The organism is Acinetobacter sp. YH01020 (assembly GCF_013420275.1).
GTDB lineage: Bacteria > Pseudomonadota > Gammaproteobacteria > Pseudomonadales > Moraxellaceae > Acinetobacter > Acinetobacter amyesii.
Genome location: NZ_VOYN01000022.1, coordinates 15194 through 31309, shown reverse-complemented (window position 1 = coordinate 31309; position 16116 = coordinate 15194). Strand labels below are relative to the sequence as shown.

Annotated in this window: 15 protein-coding genes; 7 read left to right on the top strand and 8 right to left on the bottom strand. The window is 39.9% G+C overall.

The features are described 5' to 3' along the window. Positions 1-193: 193 nt before the first annotated feature. A complete protein-coding gene (locus FTT85_RS09985; protein ID WP_373886885.1) occupies positions 194-1111 on the top strand; it encodes an alpha/beta fold hydrolase in 918 nt (305 codons plus the stop codon). Positions 1112-1188: 77 nt separating this feature from the next. Here FTT85_RS09985 and FTT85_RS09980 read toward each other — a convergent pair whose 3' ends face one another. Beyond that, complete coding sequence (locus FTT85_RS09980; protein ID WP_180183473.1) at positions 1189-2058, bottom strand: DUF2797 domain-containing protein; 870 nt, start codon at positions 2056-2058, stop codon at positions 1189-1191. Between the two features lie 34 nt (positions 2059-2092). Between FTT85_RS09980 and FTT85_RS09975 the strand changes: the two genes are divergently transcribed. After that, positions 2093-2563, top strand: a complete 471-nt coding sequence (locus FTT85_RS09975; RefSeq protein ID WP_180114243.1) for a DUF6231 family protein — start codon at positions 2093-2095, stop codon at positions 2561-2563. 111 nt (positions 2564-2674) lie between these two features. Continuing rightward, positions 2675-3301 (top strand): YidB family protein, encoded by a 627-nt coding sequence (locus tag FTT85_RS09970; protein ID WP_180114242.1) that lies wholly within the window; start codon positions 2675-2677, stop codon positions 3299-3301. A 99-nt stretch (positions 3302-3400) separates the two neighbouring features. On the opposite strand, the gene FTT85_RS09965 is transcribed toward FTT85_RS09970, so the two are convergent. The 3 genes from FTT85_RS09965 to FTT85_RS09955 are packed head-to-tail and all read right to left on the bottom strand — an operon-like array spanning position 3401 to position 5356. Continuing rightward, positions 3401-4009, bottom strand: a complete 609-nt coding sequence (locus tag FTT85_RS09965; protein WP_180183465.1) for an OB-fold-containig protein — start codon at positions 4007-4009, stop codon at positions 3401-3403. Between the two features lie 16 nt (positions 4010-4025). After that, positions 4026-4352, bottom strand: coding sequence for a Rieske (2Fe-2S) protein (locus FTT85_RS09960; RefSeq protein ID WP_078188656.1), 327 nt, complete (start codon positions 4350-4352; stop codon positions 4026-4028). After that, complete coding sequence (locus FTT85_RS09955) at positions 4352-5356, bottom strand: adenosine kinase (protein WP_180183464.1); 1005 nt, start codon at positions 5354-5356, stop codon at positions 4352-4354. Before FTT85_RS09955 ends, FTT85_RS09960 begins: the two co-directional genes overlap by 1 nt. 278 nt (positions 5357-5634) lie before the next feature. Between FTT85_RS09955 and FTT85_RS09950 the strand changes: the two genes are divergently transcribed. The 4 genes from FTT85_RS09950 to FTT85_RS09935 all read left to right on the top strand — a co-directional run bounded on the left by FTT85_RS09950 (position 5635) and on the right by FTT85_RS09935 (position 11282). Then, on the top strand, positions 5635-6084 hold the full coding sequence (locus tag FTT85_RS09950; protein WP_078188654.1) for a GNAT family N-acetyltransferase: 450 nt from the start codon (positions 5635-5637) through the stop codon (positions 6082-6084). A 173-nt stretch (positions 6085-6257) separates the two neighbouring features. Next, complete coding sequence (locus FTT85_RS09945; RefSeq protein WP_180183463.1) at positions 6258-7025, top strand: hypothetical protein; 768 nt, start codon at positions 6258-6260, stop codon at positions 7023-7025. 141 nt (positions 7026-7166) lie between these two features. Then, positions 7167-10106 (top strand): insulinase family protein, encoded by a 2940-nt coding sequence (locus FTT85_RS09940; RefSeq protein ID WP_180022829.1) that lies wholly within the window; start codon positions 7167-7169, stop codon positions 10104-10106. Between the two features lie 18 nt (positions 10107-10124). Next, entirely contained in the window at positions 10125-11282 is a 1158-nt protein-coding gene (locus FTT85_RS09935; protein ID WP_180022830.1) for a phospholipase A, read from the top strand. A gap of 377 nt (positions 11283-11659) precedes the next feature. Here FTT85_RS09935 and FTT85_RS09930 read toward each other — a convergent pair whose 3' ends face one another. The 4 genes from FTT85_RS09930 to ilvA all read right to left on the bottom strand — a co-directional run bounded on the left by FTT85_RS09930 (position 11660) and on the right by ilvA (position 16013). Beyond that, on the bottom strand, positions 11660-12997 hold the full coding sequence (locus FTT85_RS09930) for a TrkH family potassium uptake protein (protein ID WP_168378596.1): 1338 nt from the start codon (positions 12995-12997) through the stop codon (positions 11660-11662). Between the two features lie 51 nt (positions 12998-13048). Beyond that, positions 13049-13708: a TrkA family potassium uptake protein gene (locus FTT85_RS09925; protein WP_168378595.1), complete on the bottom strand. Its 660-nt coding sequence runs from the start codon at positions 13706-13708 to the stop codon at positions 13049-13051. 104 nt (positions 13709-13812) lie between these two features. Then, positions 13813-14280, bottom strand: a complete 468-nt coding sequence (locus FTT85_RS09920; RefSeq protein ID WP_180183462.1) for a hypothetical protein — start codon at positions 14278-14280, stop codon at positions 13813-13815. A 194-nt stretch (positions 14281-14474) separates the two neighbouring features. Continuing rightward, a complete protein-coding gene (gene ilvA, locus FTT85_RS09915) occupies positions 14475-16013 on the bottom strand; it encodes a threonine ammonia-lyase, biosynthetic (protein WP_180183461.1) in 1539 nt (512 codons plus the stop codon). Between the last annotated feature and the right edge of the window lie 103 nt (positions 16014-16116).

The window sequence follows — 16116 nt, the reverse complement described above, 5'->3', positions numbered from 1 at the left end:
TTTAAAAGATTTGGCAAATGAAATATCGACTCTAGCATCGTAGATTATTGTTCTCAAAAAAATAATATGAAGAAAAAATAACTCATCACGACAAAGGATTAAGCGGATGATATCTCTGTATATGCCTCAATGTAAACGTTTAAAGAACCCGTTATTGCGGTGGATAGATCATTATTTTAAGCACATGATATTGATGCTATTAACCATTTGTGTTGCTAGTGGTATTCAAGCTGCAGAACTGAACTTTCAAAAAGTTTTAGAGCAGGAAAGAGCTTGGGCGGGCTTGAGCAGTAAAAAAGTCAAAAATAATGAAATCGAATGGACATATAGTGAAGGAGGAGATCCACGAAAACCGACGCTGTTATTGCTACATGGTTTGTCAGGCACGCGTGATAATTGGAACCGCGTTGCCCGTTATTTAACGCCCAATTATCATGTCATTATTCCAGATCTGCCAGCACATGGAGAAACTCTAGTTGCAGATCAATTTGATCTATCGATTCCAAATTTAACTGAAAAATTACGACGATTTATTGATGCTGCAAAGTTTGATCCAAATTTACATATCGCAGGGCATTCGATGGGTGGTGCAATTGCCATGCTCTATAGCGCTCAGTATCCCTTAGAAGTGAAATCTTTATTGTTGGTGGATTCGGCTGGTGTCTTTAAGTTGAGCAATACAGCGTATCTAAAAGATACGGCAAAGCTTGCAGAGCTAGTGGTCAGAAAAACTGGTGATTTTGATCGCGTGATGAAGATCGTGATGCAATCTCCGCCTTTTATTCCACAAGAATTAAAAATTGGGCAAGAAAAGTTGATGATCGTTCAATCTAAACAAACCAATAAAATGGTGGAGCAACTGCAAAAAATGGCCACCTTGTATACGCCAGAGTCCTTTGCTTTGGCTGGACGAGGCATTGATGCACCTGTGTTTATTATCTGGGGGAAGCAAGATCAGATTATCAATGTTGAAGTGGCAGAAGAACTGAGACGCTTATTTAAAAAAGCTGAAAAGCCACTGATTTTAGACCATGTTGGTCATATGCCTATCTTAGAAGCGGAGCAGTTAATAGCGCTGCCATATTTAAAGTTTCTTTCAACTGTTCAATGAATAAAATCGGTAAAGTGTGTGAAAAAAAGCGAGAAATATCTCGCTTTTTTAAACTTAATTAGACACGTTAAGTCGATTTAAGTACGTACTTTAATTTCATAGCCCGTGTATTTACGAATATTGATCACACCGGTATCCAAAATCAGATACTGACCTTTAATCCCTTGTAATTTTCCTCGAATAATTGGTGTTTTGTCCAAATTATGCGATTTGATTTTTTCAGGATATTCATCTACCGGGTAGATAAATTGGCGTGGCAACTCATCTTCTAACAGTTCAACAGTTTCATTAAACTCTAAATTTTGGCTAAATTCTTCACGAATGGTCTGAATTTTTGGTGCAAATTCTTCCACCAATTGGTCGCGAATTTCGATCAGGTTGATGGGTTCTGCTTCACCTTTGAGTAATTTACGCCAATCAGTTTTATCGGCCACTTGCGTTCCAAACATGACTTCAAGCTGACCAGATAGACGACGTGAACCAACTTTCATAATAGGCAAAGCTTGCGTCGCACCTTGGTCCAGCCAACGTGTAGGCATTTGACCAAGTCGAGTAATCCCCACTTTTAAGGCACTCGAATTGGCTAAATAGACAATATGCGGTTGAAAGCAAACTTTATGGGCAAAATCATCTTCACGGCAAGTCCCGAGATGATAATGACAGGTTTCAGGCTTCATAATGCACATATCACAAGAAGCCTTAGTTTTCATGCATTTGAAGCAATGACCTTGTGAATACGATTTAGGTGTTTTTGCGCCGCAAGAAATGCAGTAGATATTTCCCGTGGCTTCGATTTCTATTTCTTGGCCAAGGCTAAATGGTAGATCAACTTCTGAGCGATCTAGAATAAATTTATACTCAACATTTGCCTTGTGTGTATGTTGATCAGTTACACTAAGGTCTTTAAGACCTGCATGCATTTTATGGCAAATGCCTTGTAGTTCCATACGAATACTCACTTCATTATTAAGGATGCGGTCAATGGCTGAACAAAATGTCATCACTTCTATGCTAGACGATTTGTCAAAAGAGCAGCCCATTTTAACCGCAATCTGTATTGGTCAGGATCTTGAGCAATACAATCAATTTCATCCAATTCAATGGCAACATTTTAACGTAACTGAGTTTTTAAATCTGCCTTTTACCCAGCGTTTTGACCTTGGATTTGTGATTCTTGATACTGAAACCATGTTGAGTTTGGATCAGCAGCAGAAAACGCAGATGTTGGTAAAATTGCGTGACCTATTTGCCAAACGCATCGTGGTGGTGAGTAAGTTACACGATGAACAATTATTACGTGCTTTAGGCTTTACTCAGCTCATTGATAAAACCACGCATGAAAGTGATTTTGCTTTATGGCAGTTTAATATTTTGACTTATAAACATATCCCAGATTGGTTTAACTCTAAATTTTGGGCAAATCCTGAAAACTGGGATAAATTCCGTTGGTAACAAATACTTAGCCTGCGAGAAATTGCAAAAATTAACAAACATTTATGACAAATCTGTGTTTTCCCACGTATGCTGTAATGAATTTATCTAGGTTTCACTGGGAAAAATAAAATGACAAATTTAAATAATATTGTTGAGATTTTAGCAAAGCAGGCCCTTGGTGGTGCAAACAATCAAAATCAACAAGGTGGTCTGGGTGGTATTTTAGGTTCGGTGCTGGGTCAATTGGGCGCAAATGCAGGCACTCAAAATACCCAAACTAATGCTCAAAACCAAGCAGGTGGTTTAGGTGGAATTTTAGGCTCTGTGTTGGGCCAACTGGGTGGTGCAGCGCAGCCGCAGCAACGTAGTAGCGGTGGTAATGCATCAACCATTTTAGTAGCAGTGTTACCTCTGGTGCTGGCTTGGATTCAAAAACAAGGTGGCCTACAAGGTGCTTTGGATAAATTACGTGGACAGGGCTTGAGCAGTCAGGTTGATGATTGGGTATCTACAGGCCCTGGCGATAATGCTGCTGTGAATAATCAACAAGTACAAAATTTATTTGATGATGCCGAAGTGGAGCAAGTTGCACAAGAAACTCAAACTCAGAAACAAGATGTGTACAGTGCAATTTCAACAGTATTGCCGCAAATTATTGACTCATTGACGCCACAAGCTGGACAAACCAATCAGCAAGAAGCGAATGCTGATATTCAACAAGTGATGAATTTGGTTTCAGGTTTTCTTAAGCGTTAATCACAATATCGTTTGATGGTATTTGATTGAATACAAGCCAATGAACACTGGCTTTTTTATGATTTGAAAAATGATAACAATGTGTCACTAAGATTGTCACTAGGATGGATTAAATAAACGGTTCGACACACTGATTTTTTTGCCAATATAGTGTGATTTTTTTTGACGAATCAAAATGATTTTCGACTGAAACTCTAACTCACCAAACTCTGGTTCAACTTGCACATAATGTAGTTGACCAAACTCATCACGCACACGCGCTTGAGCGGAAAAGCCGGGACGGGCACTACCACTCGAAATTGTTGCAAGGCGGCCAAGCAAGTTAACCGTTTGCTTTTTATATTTGGGCGGAACGACTTGATCCAAACAATGAATCATAAATACCGTAAAGAATATGGCAATAATCAACGCAGGTAGAATGAGATAATAAGCAGGAACGAATTGACCGTCTTTGGCATGGATACAGAACTGAAGTACATAGCCTGCAAAGCTAAAATTCATCAGTAAGAAGAACAAAATCAGAGTTTTGGAAAATTTGACATTTAATAATGCCAATTCTTGTATGCGCTGTGGGGCAATTCTTTTCAAAACTTGGCTAGGACTAATATTGATGTAATAGCCAATGGTTTCAACCATGCCCAATAACAGTACGGTCAATAAACTTAAATGAAAGGGAATTAAGTTATAGTCTGTTAAAAATGCGGACATGGTTGTATTCCAGTGTTTATTCTTCTGTGAGGTAGATTCCACCATCAGAATGCACGTTAATATTCACTTTTTCAAGGGCTTGACCTTGGCATGGGCCAGAAATACATTCCCCAGATTCGACCATAAACAGGGCGCCATGTGTTGAGCACTCAATAAATTCTTGGTCACGATCTAGAAACTGATTTTCTAGAAACTCAAGTTCCACGTGCAAGTGTGGGCAGTTATTTTGATAAGCGTAAAACATGCCATCACGTTGGGTGATAAAAATCGTTTCACCTTCAGGCGTTTCGAATGATCGTGCTTCACGTTCAGGCACATCATCCGTCATGCAAATTTTAAACATTAAGCACATTCCTTTTGAAATGATTGTAAAAGCTGAGCATAGTCTTCAACTGCTAGGCGTGGACCAAACTGAGCCACAACTTCACTTGAAATCAAGATGGCAAGTTCAGCAGCCGTTTGATAGTCATGACCTGCATTCAGTGCATACAGGAAAGCACCAGCAAATGCATCACCAGCACCATTGGTATCTACTGCGGTAACTTTACGACCTGGCACGGTAAATGTAGCTGCTTCATTATGAATTAAGGCACCTTTGGCACTTAATGTAATGACAATATGTTTGCTTAGTGATTGCAATTTAGCAAGTGCAGCATCTAATTGATCTGTTTCTGTGTACATCAGCGCTTCTTGTTCATTACAGAACAATAAGTCCACGCCATCATCGAGTAAATCATCTAGACCTTGACGCGCATATTGCACCATTGCTGGATCAGATAAGGTCAATGCAATTTGTACACCATTGGCTTTGGCGATTTGACGTGCTTGTTTTACCGCAAGACGCGCGCTATCTGATGTTGAAAGATAACCTTCGATATATAGCCATTTCGCAGTATTTAAGCTGCCAAAATCAATTTGGCTATCAGTCAATTCCGCAGTAATACCGAGGTAAGTATGCATCGTACGTTCAGAATCAGGGCTGACCAATACCATACATGTGCCAGTTACACCTTCACTGATTGATTGAGTTGCAGTTTGGATGCCAGCGTCGTTTAAACCATTTAGGTAAATTTGACCTAAGTCATCATTGCCGACACGACAACCATAAAATGCAGTTCCGCCTAAAGCACTAAAAGCAACCGTTGTATTTGCTGCAGAACCACCAGAAGCTTGACCTTTATATTCTTGAGTGGCTTTTAGATTGTTATAAAGGGCTGCTTGAGTATCGCCATCTGTCAGTTGCATCGTACCTTTTTGCAGATTGTGTTGAATTAGGAATTCGTCAGAGACTTTAAATTCTTGGTCAATAAGTGCATTACCAATTGCAAAAAGGTCAACAGTTGCCATGTTGTATGTTCACATCAAAAAAATGAAAGTGCTAAGTTTACACGAATGCTCAGGATTGCTGTAGTTTGTTGAAGAAAATTCAATTAAAGGACAAGTGTGTATAAAAATCGGGCAAATCCATTATATTTTTACATTTTTTTTTGAATTAGTTGCCGTTTTAATCAGCTTTGCTATTGTGCAAATCGAAAAATTTTACTTTTATAGAGCTATAGGGTGTTCAGACTAAATCAAGATGATTTGGTCATCATAAATAGATAACAGATTAAAAGTGTGAATATATGGAAATTACGATTCGTCCAGCAGAGCAACTTCCTGCTCAAATCGAAAATATTGCTGCTTTGGCGCAGCATGAAGGCTATACATTTATACACCGTTTAATTGAAGAATATCAAAGTGGTAAAAATCGTTTTGACCAAACGGGTGAGCAATTATTGCTTGCTTATGATGGCGATAAATTAATTGCTTGTGGCGGTTTAAATCAGCAATGGGGTGATACTGGTGTAGAAGAACGGATTGGACGAGTTCGCCGTTTCTATGTGCATCCGCAGTACCGTCAGCATGGCGTGGGTAAGCAGCTATTGGTGGAATTGGAAAAGGGTGCGAAAAAGCATTTTTCTGCACTGTGCTTAAATACAGAACTTAAAAATGCTGCAAAATTCTATCAAAAGCAGAATTATGTCTATGTTGAAAGTCATCCAAATTATAATTATTTCAAATATTTGGTTTAGTTTTCAATCCAAAAATAGACAGTAAACACTGTAAATGAAGCATCCGACATCGGGTGCTTTTTTTATTTGGTAATTCTAAAAAATAGTGCGATTTTTAAAACAAAATTTTAAGCAAAAATTCATTTCAGTTCTCGAAAATATAAGCATCAAAATAACTGCATAGAGTGAAGTATATGCAAGTGTCTGAGCTACAAGACTACGTTAAAAAAGTCCCTGAGATTACCGCACTGTTTTGGTTGACCAAAATTTTTGCGACCACCTTTGGTGAAACCAGTGGTGATGCATTGTCCATGTCCTTAAATTTGGGCTATCTACTCAGTACCTTTAGTTTCGCAGGCATATTTATCAGTTTGCTGTATTTTCAAATAAAGTCCAAAGCCTATAAACCTTATTTATATTGGGCCACGATTATTGCCAGTACAACGGTAGGTACGACTTTAGCGGATTTTGTAGATCGTTCTTTAGGGATTGGCTACTTGGGTGGTAGTTTGCTGTTGCTGAGTTTGGTGCTCATATCGCTTTTCAGCTGGTATCAGGTCGAAGGGGTAATTAATCCGAGTGTAGAGAATTTGCCGCGAACACAGATCTTTTATTGGTTGACGATTACATTTTCTCAAACGCTAGGTACAGCTTTGGGGGACTGGACTTCCGATAGTGCAGGATTAGGCTATAGCGGTGGTATATGGCTATTTGGTGGTCTAATCGTATTGATGGCGTTGTTGTATTTTTTTAGTCGGGTCTCAAAGACGATTTTATTTTGGGCTACTTTTGTTTTGACACGTCCATTGGGCGCAGTTGTCGGCGATTTTTTAGATAAGCCCATCAGTTCAGGTGGATTGGATTTAAGTCGCTTTATGGCTTCTTTTGTATTGTTATTGGCGATTGTGATTTGCGTCTATTGGTCAACACGAAATGATAGGCAATCCATAAAATCTGTCTAAATGTTTTAGTGCGAAAACAAGTGATTTTTAAAATTAAAGTTCAAGTTGATTAAAACAGTTGGAAATGTTGTTTCGGTGAATCTAGTTGTGATTTTTTAAGGTATACTTTGCCTAATTTAAATGAATAGATTAGGAGCACACATGACTGTAGATGTCACTGAAACCATTTCTCAAACTGTACATCCCGCGTTTCAGTTGATTCGTCAACATCATGTTGAAGCTTTAGACATTTTAGTGTCTGAATATAAACACAAAGTGACTGGCGCAGTGCATTATCACTTAGCCACAAACCATGACGAAAACGTATTTTTAGTTGCCTTCCGTACACAGCCGATGGATTCAAAAGGCGAGGCGCATATTCTTGAGCATACGGCACTTTGTGGCTCAGAAAAGTTCCCTGTACGTGACCCATTCTTTTTAATGATTCGCCGTTCACTCAATACGTTCATGAATGCGTTTACCGCAGCGGATTGGACGGCTTATCCATTTGCAACGCAAAATAAAAAAGATTTCCAAAACTTGTTAGAAGTTTATATGGATGCTGCTTTTGCTGCGAATTTGAACCCGCTTGATTTTGCGCAAGAAGGGATTCGTATTGAGCTAGAAAATGGCGAAGCTGTATATAAAGGCGTGGTATTTAATGAAATGAAAGGTGCAATGAGTTCACCTTCAGATCAGTTGTATCACCAACTTGCCCATCATTTATTCCCAGAAACGACATATCATTACAACTCAGGTGGTGATCCTAAAGACATTCCTGACTTAAGCTATGAAGAGTTGGTCAGTTTCTACAAATCACATTATCACCCAAGTAATGCGGTGTTTATGACCTTTGGTAATGAGCCTGCATATAATTTACAAGAACAGTTTGAAACGCTTGCTTTGTCTAAATTTGAAAAAGGTCAAACGCTGTATTCAAAACCTGAGCGCCGCTTAACTGCGCCTGTAACTGTAACTGAAACGTATGCAGTTGATGCTGAAGACCTCAAAGACAAAACATATCATGTGCTTTCTTGGTTATTGCCTGAAGCAAGTAATATTAAATTACGTTTAGGTATGCGTTTGGTTGAGGGGGTATTGCTTGAAGATTCTGCTTCGCCATTACGTCATTACTTAGAAACCTGTGGTTATGCACAGTCTACTGGTCCATTCATGGGCGTAGATGACTCAAACTATGAAATGACGTTCTACTGTGCAATTCAAGGTTCAAACCCTGAGCATGCAGAACAATTTAAAAATGGCGTGTTTAAAGTATTAGAAGACGTTGCGGCTAAGCCTGTTGATCCAGCTTTAGTTGAGGCGATTTTACATCAGATTGAATTGCATCAGCGTGAAATCAATGGTGATGGTACACCATATGGCCTAAGCTTAATTCTGAATGGTTTAAGCAGTGCGATTCACCATTCAGACCCTGTAGATGTTTGGGATGTGGATACGGCCATTGAACAAGTGAAGGAAGAGTTGAAAGACCCAATGTGGTTATCTAACTTAATCAAAACCTACTTGCTTGATAATCAACATCGTGTGCAATTAACTTTGGTTCCAGATGCTGAAAAAAATGCGTTGGAAGCGGCAGCAGAAAAAGCACGTTTAAAAGAAATTGATGCGAACTTAACTGAAGCGCAAAAAGCAGAGATTATTGCGCAGACTGAAGCACTGAACATTCGTCAAGATACCCCAGATGATTTGAACCTATTGCCTAAAGTAGGTTTAGAAGACGTTCCTGCACAATTACAGATTGTACAAGGTCAATTACGCGAAATTATCAGTAATGGCTTGGATACGCCGTTAAATCTTTACCACGCAGGCACCAATGGTCTTTACTACCAACAAGTTTTGATTCAGATTCCTGATGAAGTGGTGCAATCGCCGTATTTCAATCTCTTATCGATTTTGATGGGTGAAGTTGGTGCAGGTGAATACGATTACTTAGAGCTACAACAGTTGCAAACAGCTGTGAGTGGCGGTTTAGGTATGGGGGCATCGCTGCGTTCAAAAGTGGATGATAAAGGTCAAATTAGTGCTTGGCTAACGTTGACCACTAAATCATTGGTGAATAATCTTGAAGCCATTCGCTTATTGAAATTGGCTTTTGAACAGCTACGTTTTGATGAAAAAAATCGTATCGTAGAGTTATTGCAACAACGTAAAGCACGTTGGCAGTCACGTGTATCTGGTTCTGGTCATAGTTATGCAATGCAAATTGCAGGTCGTCAACATAGTGCATTGGCGCTACGTGATTATCATAATACAGGCCTAGGCGCGCTGAACTGGCTGTCAGAACTTGTCAGCAAAATTGAGCAAGACGACACGGCTTATAATGCCTTGATTGATGAGCTTAAGTTAATTCACAACCGTTTGCTTAAAGCACCAAAACAATTCTTGGTGGTGTGTGAGGAGCATCATTCAGACCGATTGGTTGAAGAAGTTCAAACCATTTGGGATAAAGTGGCGATTGATGATAACCCACATGCTTTAACTCAAGTGAATTTTGCAGATAGCAACAATGACGAAGCTTGGCTCATTCAAGCCAATGTTCAGTTCTGCGCTTCAGCATATCCTGCGGTGGAAGTGTCGCATCCTGATGCAGCACCTTTAATGATTTTGGCGGCTTATCTACGTAATGGCTTCTTGCATAGCGCGATTCGTGAAAAAGGTGGTGCTTATGGTGGTGGTGCAAGCTATGACGGTAATGCATGTTCATTCCGTTTCTATAGCTACCGTGACCCACGTTTAGCTGAAACGTTTAAAGATTTTGACGCAAGTGTGCAGTGGCTACTGAATGCTGAACAACAACCGCATCAGCTAGAAGAAGCGATTTTGGGTCTAATTGCTAGCATGGATAAACCGGGATCACCAGCGGGTGAAGCTATTACAGCTTGTTATGCTTTATTGCATAAACGCACGCCAGCTTTCCGTCAAATGTTACGTGAACGTCTTTTGAATGTGACTTTGGAAGATCTAAAACGTGTTGCTGTGGCGTACTTGGTTGAACAACAACCGACAAAAGCTGTGGTTGCACCGGTGGCTAAGCGAGATGCTTTGGTTGAGCTTGGTTTCGAAATAAAACAAGTGAATTAAAACAAAAAAGGGGTTTTTATGGCGTTCAAATCTCTTGAGCGTACGACATTGCAACTGAGCCTCATTGCGCTCAGTTCAATGTATGTCAGTACTGTAAATGCACAAAATGCGGATGTGGCTGCTAAGCCTGCAACCGCAGAAGCATGTGTGGCACTTGAGTCAAATGCAGAGCGATTATCGTGTTATGACGCTTTGTTTAAAGTGCAACCTGCTGAAAAAGAAATGTTGGTCTCTGAGCGTCAAGCCGCACAAGAAATTAAGCCTGAACCGACAGAGAAGCTAACTTTCAAAGAAAAAGTCAGTCATGCGTTTACGGACCGTTTATTTGCTGTAGAAGCACCGAACCTCAATCCAAATCTTTCATTATTGGATAGTCGTTGGGAGCTTTCTCCAGAAAGTAAATTGGGAACATGGAATATTCGCGGCTATCAACCTGTGTATTTAATGCCGGGATATTGGACGTCGGATAAAAATGAACGTCCATCTAGCCCGAATGAAAATAACACGGTACAAGCCGATCAGGAACAAAACCTAAAATCGATGGAAGCCAAGTTCCAATTGTCATTAAAAACCAAAGCTGTTGAAAACTTATTTGGTGATAATGGTGATATCTGGTTGGGCTATACCCAGTCTTCTCGTTGGCAAGTCTACAACGAAGACGAATCACGACCATTCCGTGAAACCAACTATGAACCTGAAGCTAGTCTGGTTTTTCGTACCAACTATGAACTCTTGGGTTTGAACTGGCGTATGTTGGGTCTAACCTTTAACCATCAGTCTAATGGACGTTCTGATCCCTTATCGCGGAGTTGGAACCGTGTCATGTTAAATCTAGGATTTGAACGTGACAATTTTGCACTGATGTTACGTCCTTGGTATCGTTTCGAAGAAGATACCAAAGATGATAACAACCCTGACATTACCGATTATGTGGGACGTGGGGATTTAACAGCATTTTATCGTCATAAAGATCATGATTTTAGTTTGATGTTACGTCATTCACTGAAAGGTGGTGATGACTCACATGGTGCTGTGCAGTTTGATTGGACTTTCCCAATCAATGGTAAATTGCGCGGCACAGTTCAATTGTTTGATGGCTATGGTGAAAGCCTGATTGACTATAACCATCGGGCAACCTATGTCGGTGTCGGTGTGTCATTAATGAATTGGTTTTAATGATTGCTCAATAATTAATTTACGGACGTAAAAGTAATTTCGCATTTTTAAGATGCTTTTAAGTCTAATCGACGGAGTCTTATATCTAGGGATTGAATAAAGGGATTAGCCTTCGGCTGGAGGTACTTTTGTTTAGGCAAAAGTACCCAAAACCATTGTCATCCGCAAAACTCGCTCTCTAGCGTCTATTTACTTAAAGTATCGCAAAAACATTTTTGATTAGAAGTCATCCTGTCTCAAACACTTGCGGATGACCTTACCGCGTATCGTTCTTTCATTTGAATCAAATTACGCTACTGATGTTACTATGTAACATCAGTAAATAAAAAAACCATGCTATGGCGTGGTTTTTTTATAACTGTGAGACAATGTACAAATCAACCAATCTGAATCTCAGAAGGTGGGTGTTTTAACCGACTCTTCTTCGGTGTGGCAATCAGATAGGCCAGTGTTAAGGGGCCAAGTCGACCTGCGAACATTAATAACATCAGGGCAACTAAACTAGCAGGTTGTAAGTCGCTGGTGATGCCACGAGATAGACCAACGGTGCAAGCAGCGGATACCGCTTCGAACAACAAATCTAAAAAGCGTTTATCAGGTTCGAGTAGTAATAGACTGAAAAAACCAATGAAAATCAACGTTACTGTAATGAAAATTACCGCTAATGCTTTAAAGGTGGTTTTTTCTGAAACAGAGTGGTTAAACACACGCAGTTCATCTTCACGTCTTAAAAAACTGACCACACTGAGTACAACAATAATAAACGTCCCGACTTTAATGCCGCCGGCTGTACTGAGAGAACCACCTCCAATAAACATCAGTAACATCGTGACGAGTGATGATGCATCGCTCATGCTTTCCATGGGTAAGCTGTTAAAACCGGATGAACGTGGAACCGTTGCATGGAACCAAGCATTTAGGGCTTGATCACCTAGTGACATCGTGGCTAAGGTTGCAGCATTATTGGCTTCTAATAACCAAATGGTGATGAAGGCAAAGACATTTAAGCCTGCAATGGTCGATAAAATCAGCTTGCTATTGGTGCTGAGTTTTTTCCAACTTTTATTGCGCTTAATGTCCATCAGTACCAAAAAGCCGATACCACCGATGATATAAAGCATACTGATGGTAAATGTAATGAAATAACGGTCAGCGAAGCTCATTAAACTATTGGGAAATAATGAAAATCCACCATTATTAAATGCTGAAACACTATAAAAGGCAGCATAAAACAGGGCCTGATTAAAATTGTATTCTTGCATCCAAGCGATGGTCAAAATTACCGTACCTACCATTTCAAAAAAGAGTGAATACAGCAGTACGCCTTTGATGGTCATGGTTACTTTGGCAAGGCTGGTTTGTCCAATGGTTTCTTGAGCCATAATTTGTTGTTTTAGCCCAATTTTAGGGGACAAACTCATAGCGGCCAATATCGCAAAGGTCATAAAACCGAGACCACCGCATTGTAGTAAACCCATAATCACGACTTTACCAAACACCGTATAGGCTTCGCCGACATTCACAACTGAAAGTCCAGTAATGGTTACGGCAGAGGTCGCTGTAAAGAGGGCATTGATCCAACTTAAATCACCATGATGTGAATATGGGAGCTTTAACAGCAAGGTGCCAATGATAATTAGCCCAAGAAAACCCAATGCCAAAATACTGGGTGGGCTGAGATTAATGGTATTACGCTGTTTATTGTGCAGTTTCATGTTTTTTACTGTCATCTTGCGTGATTATGTGCAAAAGGAGCTCGACGCTGATTACAAAGTTGCTTTAAAGTGTTTAGCCAGTCGACGTAAATGTTCGAGTAAACCTTCAACCACTAAAATATCGCCTGTTTGTAAAATCAGGTTCGGATCTAAACTATATTGAAGCTCGGTGCCACGTTTATGCAAAATCGTCTTCACTTCAGGGACATGATCCATTATTTGATTTAAACGCGTGCCTTGTTGTGACTCTTTAATTTCAACTTTCACCAAATAATGGTCATCTTCGAGCACCATGTAGCGGCTCACCATTGGATAACTTAGTGACTGAGCAACACGGACACCCATATCTTCTTCAGGATGGATGATTTTGCTGATGCCTAAATGGGTTAAAATCATGTGATGCGCTTTGGACTTGGCTTTGGCCCAAATTTTGTTGATCCCCATGTTTTTAAGATGGAGCACACATAAGATGCTGGCTTCAATATCTTCACCAATTGCGACAACGACGGCTTCACAATTTTGAATATTGAGTTCATGTAAAACGTGCTCATCTGTTGCGTCAGCAATCACTGCATGGGTCAGTTGGTCCGAAATACTTTCAACAAACTTTTTGTTGCTATCGATTCCAATGACATCGTGTTTTAAACCCATGAGTTCAGTGGCTACAGTTGCGCCAAAACTTCCTAAGCCAATCACAGCGAATTGAGCCATGCCGTATTCCTAAATTATTCTAAAGTTATTGAATATGTTGATGTTAGCTTGTTCAGCCTAGAGCGGCTATGAAAATTTACATAATCCATCTAAACCGAAAAGCTCTAATTTTTAATTTCTTCAGTATTTTGATAGGCATAAAGTTCAGCAATATTGGGGCAATTATCCATAACTTGTTGATATTTAAAAATTTCATAGCCTAATTTATTTTTTAGAATGTATTGAAATTGATGTTGATCTTCTTTAATGACATTTAGAGTGGCTTTACGAACGAGCTCGGAATTGTTCTTTAAACGGTTTAAGCCATCGCATGAAAATTCACGGATAATGGCTTGAACAGATTCGGGAGCGGTTTGATCACTTAGCTCATCAAAGCGAATATATACAATGTAATTTGGATATTGATTCAACATTTCAGCCTGCGCGGTATAGCCGTAAATATTTTCTAGATTTTGCGTACGTGACTGATTTGGAATTTGTTTCATACTTTGACGAATCTTATCTTCCTCTTGCTTAAGTTGATAAGCCGGATATACATAAAAATATCCACCTAAACCCACAATAGCGATCATAAATAAGGCATAAAAATTCAATTTTAAATATCCATTTTGTTTTATTTTCAATGGATTATAGGGCGTGGTGAATTTAACAACAATGACAGCGTTGATGAATTAATTTGATGAATTTATTTATTTTGATTCAGGAAATAGTTGATGCAAATAAAAAAGCTGGAACCTAGATCCCAGCTTTCATATAGAAATTTTACTTATTTCAAGAAACGTTGATAACCGAGGTTATTGGTAATCTCAACATATGGGTAGGTAATATTTTCCAATGTTTCAATCAAACCATCTGGGTTTTGTTTCGCATCAGTGGCTTCCATACCCACCAATACACGACCTTCTGCAGCACCGTGGTTACGGTAATGGAATAGGGTGATGTTATGCGTTGGGCCTAGACGTTCTAAGAAAGTCAGTAATGCGCCCGGACGTTCAGGGAATTCCACGCGGAATAGGCGTTCGTTTTCGATATCGGCATGACCGCCAATTAAATAACGGATATGCAGTTTAGCCACTTCATCATCGGAAAGATCGTCTACATCGTATTGGAATTTTAAGGTTTCAAAAATTTCCTGACGTTCTTTTTCGCCATTTTTGAGACTAATACCCACAAACACTTGAGCGGCACTAGAGTTGCTTGCACGGTAGTTAAATTCAGTGATGTTACGGCCTTGTAGTGCGCGGCAGAATTGGAGGAATGAACCTTTTTCTTCTGGAATAGTCACAGCAAAGATCGCTTCTTTACGTTCACCCAGTTCGGTACGTTCTGCAATGTAGCGCAGACGGTCAAAGTTCATGTTTGCACCGCAAACAATCGATACCATATTTTTACCTTCTAGACCATGCTCAGCTACATACTTCTTAATACCTGCAAGCGCCATTGCACCTGACGGTTCTACAATGCTGCGGCATTCATCAAAGGTATCTTTAATCGCTGCACAGATTTCATCGGTGTTGACTAACACAACATCACGTTCAACAATTGGACCAGAATTATCTGATTTTTGTAAGCGAATTACATCAAACGGCTTTTCACCAATTTGAGCCACGGCTGTACCGTCTGCAAATAAACCGACAGAAGGCAAGATCACACGTTCATTGGCTTCAAAAGCGGCTTTTAAACATGCAGATTCGTCATATTCAACTGGAATGACTTTAACATGCGGTGCCACATCTCCTAAATAAGCGGCTACACCGGCAATGAGACCGCCACCGCCTACAGCAACGAATACGTAGTCAACATCGCGCCATTGACGCAAAATTTCGTTGGCAATGGTTCCTTGACCGGCCATAACGAGTTCGTCGTCATAAGGTGGAATAAAGGTCATACCTTCATCTTTTGCACATTGGATTGCGTATTTATTGGCTACGTCAAAAGAATCACCATGCAGAACCACTTCACCGCCTAAGCGTTTAACCGCTTGTACTTTAATGTCTGGTGTGGTTTTAGGCATAACAATAATGGCGCGGATACCTAACTTTTTACCAGATAACGCCACGCCTTGAGCATGGTTACCTGCAGAAGCAGTAATAACGCCACGTTCCAACTGAGATTTCGGTAATTGACTAATACGGTTGTAGGCACCGCGTAGCTTGAAAGAAAAGACAGGTTGTAAATCTTCGCGTTTAAAGCGAATGTTATTGTTTAGTTTTTCACTAATTCGTGGCGCTGCTTCGAGTGGGGTTTCGATTGCAACGTCATAGACTGTTGCCTGTAATATTTGTCGAACCAAACGAGACAGCATGTTAATTTTCCATCTAACAGTTTAAAATAGGTGTTCATTGTAACAAACACCCGTACATTTGGGCTGTAAAATCAGCAACAAATGTCAAAAAATAGTTGAGCCA

Coding starts and splice junctions, on each gene's coding strand:
- FTT85_RS09985 (WP_373886885.1), top strand. CDS start 194: ATGCTATTAACCATTTGTGTTGCTAGTGGTATTCAAGCTGCAGAACTG.
- FTT85_RS09980 (WP_180183473.1), bottom strand. CDS start 2,058: ATGGAACTACAAGGCATTTGCCATAAAATGCATGCAGGTCTTAAAGAC.
- FTT85_RS09975 (WP_180114243.1), top strand. CDS start 2,093: ATGGCTGAACAAAATGTCATCACTTCTATGCTAGACGATTTGTCAAAA.
- FTT85_RS09970 (WP_180114242.1), top strand. CDS start 2,675: ATGACAAATTTAAATAATATTGTTGAGATTTTAGCAAAGCAGGCCCTT.
- FTT85_RS09965 (WP_180183465.1), bottom strand. CDS start 4,009: ATGTCCGCATTTTTAACAGACTATAACTTAATTCCCTTTCATTTAAGT.
- FTT85_RS09960 (WP_078188656.1), bottom strand. CDS start 4,352: ATGTTTAAAATTTGCATGACGGATGATGTGCCTGAACGTGAAGCACGA.
- FTT85_RS09955 (WP_180183464.1), bottom strand. CDS start 5,356: ATGGCAACTGTTGACCTTTTTGCAATTGGTAATGCACTTATTGACCAA.
- FTT85_RS09950 (WP_078188654.1), top strand. CDS start 5,635: ATGGAAATTACGATTCGTCCAGCAGAGCAACTTCCTGCTCAAATCGAA.
- FTT85_RS09945 (WP_180183463.1), top strand. CDS start 6,258: ATGCAAGTGTCTGAGCTACAAGACTACGTTAAAAAAGTCCCTGAGATT.
- FTT85_RS09940 (WP_180022829.1), top strand. CDS start 7,167: ATGACTGTAGATGTCACTGAAACCATTTCTCAAACTGTACATCCCGCG.
- FTT85_RS09935 (WP_180022830.1), top strand. CDS start 10,125: ATGGCGTTCAAATCTCTTGAGCGTACGACATTGCAACTGAGCCTCATT.
- FTT85_RS09930 (WP_168378596.1), bottom strand. CDS start 12,997: ATGAAACTGCACAATAAACAGCGTAATACCATTAATCTCAGCCCACCC.
- FTT85_RS09925 (WP_168378595.1), bottom strand. CDS start 13,708: ATGGCTCAATTCGCTGTGATTGGCTTAGGAAGTTTTGGCGCAACTGTA.
- FTT85_RS09920 (WP_180183462.1), bottom strand. CDS start 14,280: ATGATCGCTATTGTGGGTTTAGGTGGATATTTTTATGTATATCCGGCT.
- ilvA (WP_180183461.1), bottom strand. CDS start 16,013: ATGCTGTCTCGTTTGGTTCGACAAATATTACAGGCAACAGTCTATGAC.